The sequence below is a fragment of the Vibrio sp. 10N.222.48.A3 genome (assembly GCF_041475345.1).
Taxonomy (GTDB): Bacteria; Pseudomonadota; Gammaproteobacteria; order Enterobacterales; family Vibrionaceae; genus Vibrio; species Vibrio tasmaniensis_A.
The window spans coordinates 1-6,732 of the sequence record NZ_JBFRVX010000815.1 but is presented as its reverse complement, the minus strand read 5'-3'; the positions used below and the strand labels follow the sequence as shown (position 1 = coordinate 6,732).

Annotated in this window: 6 protein-coding genes; 3 read left to right on the top strand and 3 right to left on the bottom strand. The window is 43.5% G+C overall.

Going from position 1 to position 6,732, the window contains the following annotated elements; translation table 11 throughout:
• A partial coding sequence (locus tag AB4653_RS20165; RefSeq protein WP_372105157.1) for an SLC13 family permease occupies positions 1 to 448 on the top strand: 448 nt, incomplete at its 5' end.
• Positions 449 to 762: 314 nt separating this feature from the next.
• Here AB4653_RS20165 and AB4653_RS20160 read toward each other — a convergent pair.
• Positions 763 to 2,058, bottom strand: a complete 1,296-nt coding sequence (locus AB4653_RS20160; RefSeq protein ID WP_102257343.1) for a GGDEF domain-containing protein — start codon at positions 2,056 to 2,058, stop codon at positions 763 to 765.
• Between the two features lie 302 nt (positions 2,059 to 2,360).
• On the opposite strand from AB4653_RS20160, the gene AB4653_RS20155 reads away from it, so the two are divergent.
• A complete protein-coding gene (locus AB4653_RS20155) occupies positions 2,361 to 3,185 on the top strand; it encodes a DUF2797 domain-containing protein (protein ID WP_102257344.1) in 825 nt (274 codons plus the stop codon).
• A 151-nt stretch (positions 3,186 to 3,336) separates the two neighbouring features.
• Here the strand turns inward: AB4653_RS20155 and AB4653_RS20150 are convergent, their stop codons facing one another.
• Positions 3,337 to 4,587, bottom strand: a complete 1,251-nt coding sequence (locus AB4653_RS20150) for a diguanylate cyclase (RefSeq protein ID WP_372071046.1) — start codon at positions 4,585 to 4,587, stop codon at positions 3,337 to 3,339.
• 247 nt (positions 4,588 to 4,834) lie between these two features.
• Positions 4,835 to 5,719 carry a LysR family transcriptional regulator gene (locus tag AB4653_RS20145; protein WP_102257346.1) on the bottom strand — a complete coding sequence of 295 codons (885 nt, stop codon included), beginning with the start codon at positions 5,717 to 5,719 and terminating at the stop codon, positions 4,835 to 4,837.
• Between the two features lie 239 nt (positions 5,720 to 5,958).
• On the opposite strand from AB4653_RS20145, the gene AB4653_RS20140 reads away from it, so the two are divergent.
• Positions 5,959 to 6,630, top strand: coding sequence for a type 1 glutamine amidotransferase domain-containing protein (locus AB4653_RS20140; RefSeq protein WP_009846469.1), 672 nt, complete (start codon positions 5,959 to 5,961; stop codon positions 6,628 to 6,630).
• Positions 6,631 to 6,732: the final 102 nt, after the last annotated feature.

Here is a 6,732-nt window from a genome sequence, read left to right as displayed (position 1 = left end):
CGTTGAGAAGACAACGGATTGGGGTGTACTTATCCTGTTCGGTGGTGGTATCTGTTTAAGTAACATTCTGAAAGCGACCGGAACCAGCGTATTCCTAGCACACTCACTAAGCGGATTTTTAGAAACAGCAGGTATACTTCTTACGATTCTAGCCGTAGTAGCGTTCGTGGTATTCCTAACGGAGTTTGCGAGTAACACAGCGAGTGCGGCATTGCTTGTCCCTGTATTTGCAACCATTGCTGAAGCGCTGGGTATGTCACCTGTTATCTTATCTGCACTGATTGCGATTGCCGCATCTTGTGCCTTCATGCTACCAGTCGCGACACCACCTAATGCGATTGTATTTGGCTCTGGTCATATCAAACAAAAAGAAATGATGCGAGTAGGTATGGTGTTGAACCTAGTTTGTATCCTAGTTCTGACTCTGTTCGCTTGGATTTTCTGGTAAACACTAATGTCCTATAGACGTATGTTTATAGACAAGTGCTTATAGGAATGCCCCTTCTCAAAAAAAATCTGGTTGCAGCTTCCCCCGGCTCAACCAGTACAAAAATGCCCGCTCTGCTAACAAGATCCGTTTAACTAGCAAGATCAGTTTAACTAACAAAACCAGCTAAACGGGCACATACAAACAAGAAACGCTTTTCCCTTTTGGTGGCCCCGCGCCACCTTTTTTGTTTTGGCTATTGGGATAAGAACCATAAAAACGCCACACGTCACATATGCACGTGTGGCTTATAAACCAATAAACTCTACTTCCGATTAGTGGCTCAAGATCACCTGATTTCGCCCTGAATGCTTCGCTTGATATAAGGCTTCATCAGCGCGGGCAATGGTCTCTGTCACCCGCTCTTGTTTCATCTCGGCAATGCCGATACTGCAAGTGAGAGAATCCCCATGAATCCAAAGATGTTGGCTAACCAAAAGTCGGATTTTCTCTGCCTTTCTCTGCGCTTCGCCAGCTTCGGTTTCAGGGCAAAAAACAATAAACTCTTCACCACCCCAACGTACAAGTTTGTCCGTCGCACTGATAGAGCTGCCAACCACCATACTGAATTCACGCAAGATATGATCACCCATCAGGTGTCCGTATTTGTCATTCACACTTTTAAAGTAGTCAATGTCCAGGTAGATCATACTTAACTTGCCGTGGCCTTGCTTCACCTGTTGCGACTGCATTTTCAACCAATCACGAATCGCGTGTCGGTTAAGTATCCCTGTCAATTCATCACGATGAGCCTTTTCAGAAAACTCGAAGTTTTGCTCTCTCAATGCCCGATTGACGTTTTTTAAGTGATGGTGTCTTTTTTCAGCGATCGCGATACGTTTTCTTGAGCGGTGTAATTCTGAAAGCAGAAACACAGTGCCGGTACCCACCCAGATAAACAGCAAAATCAGGAACAGACTTTCAGCCGAAATATACGAACCCTCAAACTCAATACTTCGAATAATTATCCGATGGTGACCTAATTTAGCACCAGAAGCAGTAGCAAACTCAACCATGTTCACATTTGAAAACTCGGGGGCTGAATGCTCTAACGCAACCTCGTTATCCGCTAACCACCACGTCATGACTTGCAAGTTTTTGATCGGGATCTCGATCACGCCACCATCGATTCCTGGAGAGAACTCCATCCCATTGTACTTATGTGTGTACTCATCATCGGGAACCGAATAAGCAGGATTGTAATTACGTAGGTACGTTCTCAGACGACCACTAGAATCAGCCTTCGCATGGTAATCAATATTGACTCTAAAGGTGTGGTACTGCGAAAGGTCAAGGCCAGTGGTTATGTCTGGGCTAATACGAATCGATAGCCCACAATAAGGCCAAGGATATTCGGATTTTTTAAGCTCACAATCGAGAATATACTGCCCATTTTCATAGGACAATTGGGAGGTACTGACTCCTCTATCAACTTGATCGCTGGTCGCGATAAATTCATATTGTTCAGGAGTAATTGTTGTTATCACACGATTTCCACTTACCTGGTAATACTGCACAATGGCAAGTGTTGCGATAACTAGAAAGATAACAATTTTATGAATCCACTTCACATCTAAGCTTCCGGCTTTTGGTCCCTATAGTTGGGATTTGACGATATAAACAAGCAAAATTAATCATTAGATTGCATACTAACAATTGACTTAAAAACGTTATATCACACCTTAACAAAATGTCATACTATAATTTAGATGGCGGATTTCCACTCAATTATTCACTGCAATAATCAAGTAATATTGCGTATAAATAGAGGCTCTATTTGTTATACTCATCGCATAATCATCGTTAACCGTAGCGACTGCTTACAAGGCGTTCGAGTCGACGAAATAATAATCAAAATACAACGAGTAATGTCATGTCTTTATTAGCAAAAGGAACACTCAAGAAAATGAGTGCTTCCCTTGATGGTACGGTTACCTACCGTTTACCTGTAGGGGAAGAGTTTGTAGAGCTAAACCCTCTGATTGGAAAAACCATCAACCTTACCCACACTGGTAATATTTTTTGTTGTTCGTGTGGTAAGAAAACTAAGAAAAGCTACTCTCAAGGTCACTGCTTTGTGTGCATGAAAAAGCTAGCGAGCTGCGATATGTGCATAATGAAGCCGGAGACTTGCCACTACGATCAAGGCACTTGTCGTGAACCTCAATGGGGTGTAGAAAATTGCTTCGTCGATCACTTCGTTTACCTGTCGAACACATCAAGCCTTAAGGTTGGAATCACTCGCCATACACAAATCCCTACCCGTTGGATTGATCAAGGAGCCACTCAAGGCCTACCTATTTTGAAGGTAAAAACACGTCAGATCTCTGGCCTTATTGAAGTCGAATTAGCAAAACACATCGCCGATAAAACCAACTGGCGCACGCTGCTAAAAGGCGACGGTGACGATATGGAGTTGGTTGAAAAAGCCAAAGAACTATTGCCACTTGTAGAAGATAAGATTCAAGAGATCAGAGCGAAGTTTGGTGATGATGCTATCGAGGTGCTCAGTGAGAGCATTACTTCATTGAGCTACCCAGTTGAACAGCACCCTGTGAAAATTGTATCGCACAACTTTGATAAGAACCCTGAAGTGACGGGCGTACTTCAAGGCATTAAAGGTCAATACCTTATCCTAGATACTGGCGTGATTAACATCCGTAAATTTGGTTCTTACGAAGTGGAAGTGTCTGCCTAATTTATAGAACTTAAACGTTTCTTATAGTTAGAAGCGTTTCTTATAGTGAGAAGCGTTCAGTTAATAGCCAAAAACTAAAATGCCCTCAAGTGATGACTTGAGGGCATTTTTTGTTGTCGATTCTATTCGCTTTCGATGACGGTTTTAGGCGTTAAAGCGCGACTACATCTCCGTCTACACAATTCTTGCCATTGGCTTTCGCGCGATAAAGAGATTGGTCGGTTAAATTCACGAGTGCGTCAATAGTGACACCGTCTTCACACGCTCGGCTATCGCTGATTCCGATACTCACGCTAGAGTTAAAACGAATTTGTTCACCCACTTTGAACTCGACTTGATTGAACTGTTGGCGAATCTCTTCTGAAACTTCGAGAGCTGTTTCAAGAGACGTATTGGGGATAAATAGAATGAACTCTTCACCACCCCAACGGCCTGCTACTCCACCAACTTTCTCGGCATTACGCTTGGTTATGCTAGCTAAAGCACAAATTACCTCATCACCTACCATATGACCATAAGTGTCATTAATCGACTTGAAGTCATCGATATCTAGTAGCATACAGACAAGGTAGTTTTTAGAGAACATGTGCTCTCTTAACCATTCATAAATCGCCCTACGATTAAGCAGATCCGTCATTTCATCGTAATTCGCTTGGTGAACCAACTGCTTCTCCAACATCACCTTTTGAGTCACATCTTCGAGTACCACTTGAACGGCCCGCTGACCTTTCCAAGTAATTGCATTATCGTAAATATTAAAGAAGCGATGAACACCGTCAAAGCCAATGTTTTCAACCACGGTACTGGTTCCCGACAACTCACCCGACACGATCGCTTGATAGTGTTTATAGATGCCGTCGCTATTCTGCTGTGGCACTAAGTCAAGAATCGAATCCAGCGCTAAGACTTGATCTATGGAAGATCCACCTTGCAGTTTTACCCAGGATTGATTGACCATCAACGGTTTGAAATCTCGGTGAACCAAGATGCCCTGCCCTGATTGCATGATCATGTCGTGATACATCTTATCTTGCTCACGCACTGCATTTTGCAGCTGAATCGCAGGGGAAAGATCGATAACCGTGACTTGCAGTGCAGGTCTTCCCTGCCACTCCGTCACATGATCGATAGAAATCACAGTAAACTCTCGGCCATTGCGATCAACATTGGTATAGGTGTGAACCTGAGGATCTCGTTGACCACTGACCGTTTCGAGGTAATTTTGATAGGCTAAAACATGGTACTCTTCTGAGATGAGATCTAGAAAGCTATCGATATCAGAAAGTAGTTCTTCCGGTGATTGGTATCCATAGATGCGAGCATAGTTAGCGTCAACACTCACTACATTCATATCTTGAATCGTTATTACACCGTACGTGGATTCGAAATTTATTGAAGACATTGCCAACTCCGCATTCTCGCTACACTTCATAAGCCGAAGCATAACAACACATCCTGCCAACGCTTCCACACAATCTATCACGCGTTAGGGACATTAATATGATATCTAGTATATCGTACTGCTTTAGGCTTCTCTACAACTCAATCGTAAGCGTAAGTCATCAAAAGTAGACAAATAGCACCTTCTTATTACGCACATCAAAAAACAACAAGGATATTGTATAGCTATGTAAGCATTATCTATTCGGTTATTCATTCCAATCGGAAAAATAAGAAACTAAGAAGTCGATAGCCAGCCTTGCTCTCTGTGGAAGAAAGCGACGGTTTTGATATACGATCCAACTGCTTGTACCTGCTCCCCAATATTCTTCTAGCACTGGAACGAGCTTCCCATTGGCAAGACCGCCATTGAAGCTGCTTTTGGGAAGATAAACAATGCCAAGCCCTCCTTCACAAGCTTTAAGTACCGCACTCGAGTTATTGCTTTTCCAACGCCCATGTACGCGCACCGCGTTTAACGGTTTTCCATCTTTCTCAAACAACCACTGATCACTGTTGGCAATAATACAGCTGTGCCACTTCAACTGTTCAGGCTGTGTTGGAGAACCGAATTGATCGATGTAGTTCTGACTCGCGGCCGCTGCCATTGGCCGATCCACCAGCTTCCTTGCCACCAAACCAGAATCATCTAACCGACCATAACGAATCGCGAAATCAATACCATCTTCAATAAAGTTAACCATATTGGTATTGAAGTTCATTTCGATAGTGAGATCAGGGTGGTCTTTGGCAAATTCCATCAGCGCCGCGGCAGCATGATTTTCAGCAAACGCACCCGCAGCACTCACGCGTAATGTACCGCTCAACTGAGCTTGTTGAGATGTGACTTGTTCATTCGCCTGTTGCAGCCCAATAACCAGATCTTTGCATTGCTGATAATACGTATGCCCAGACTCCGTCAAACTTACCATACGAGTGGATCGAGCCAGTAAAGCCACGCCTACCCGCTCTTCTAATCTCGATACTTGGCGGCTGACATGGCTGGTACTGCAACCAAGTTGTTTCGCGGCCGCAGAAAAGCCGTGACACTCCGCTACGGCAACAAATTCATTAATACCTTCAAAGCTATCCATACTTCACCTGTTAACGTCTAACGAATTCACATTCGACTAATTCACATCCGACTATTGCTATATAGCAATAATGTTTTGCCTATTCGGCATATTATCACTCAAATGGTTTACTACTAGTATTACAGGTAACGAAACAGCGGAATCTCAATTGAAAACTTTGGTTTTCTAAATAAAAACCACGATGCCTAAAGCAAAACAACGACGCTGAAACCAAACAAACGTGCTCAAAGGGACGAATCATGAAAAAAATACTAATACCTGTAACTAACCACGCAACACTAGGCGATACAGATCAAGCGAACGGTACTTACGCGCCTGAACTGACTCATGCACTGAAAGAGATCATTGCTGCGGGTTTTGAGTACGACATCGCGTCTATCAAGGGTGGTAAAGGCCCATTGTACGGAACCGATATTGAATGTGATTCAGTAAACGCCGAGATCCTGGCTGATGATGACTTCCAGAACCGCATTAATAACACGATTCCTGTAAGCCAAATTAACGTAGAAAGCTACGATGCTATCTTCTACCCAGGTGGTTTCGGTTTGCTTTCTGACTTAGCAACCGACGAGCAATTCGCAGCTATTACGGCTAAGCACTATGAAGATGGCGGTGTGATCGCATCAGTATGTCACGGCCCAGCAGCACTGCTTCCGATTGTCCTGAGCAACGGGGAGAAGTTACTGAGCTCTAAATCTGTGACTGGTTTTACACGTGAAGAAGAAATCGACTTTGGCACCATCAATGACATTCCGTTCTTATTGGAAGAATCTCTTGCTCGTAGCGCAGCGCGTTTCAACAAGGTTCAACCTTGGCATGAGCTTGTAATTGTTGATGAGCGAGTGATTACCGGCCAAAACCCAACCAGTGCTCACGCAGTAGGTGCAGCTCTCGTTAAGCAGTTGTCTTAGTTAAGTCATGGAGTTAATCGATTAACGGTTTTAGTCTTAGTAACCGTCCTAATAGAATAACTGCCGTTAAACAGATATAAGCTCAATCAAACAAAAAAGAGC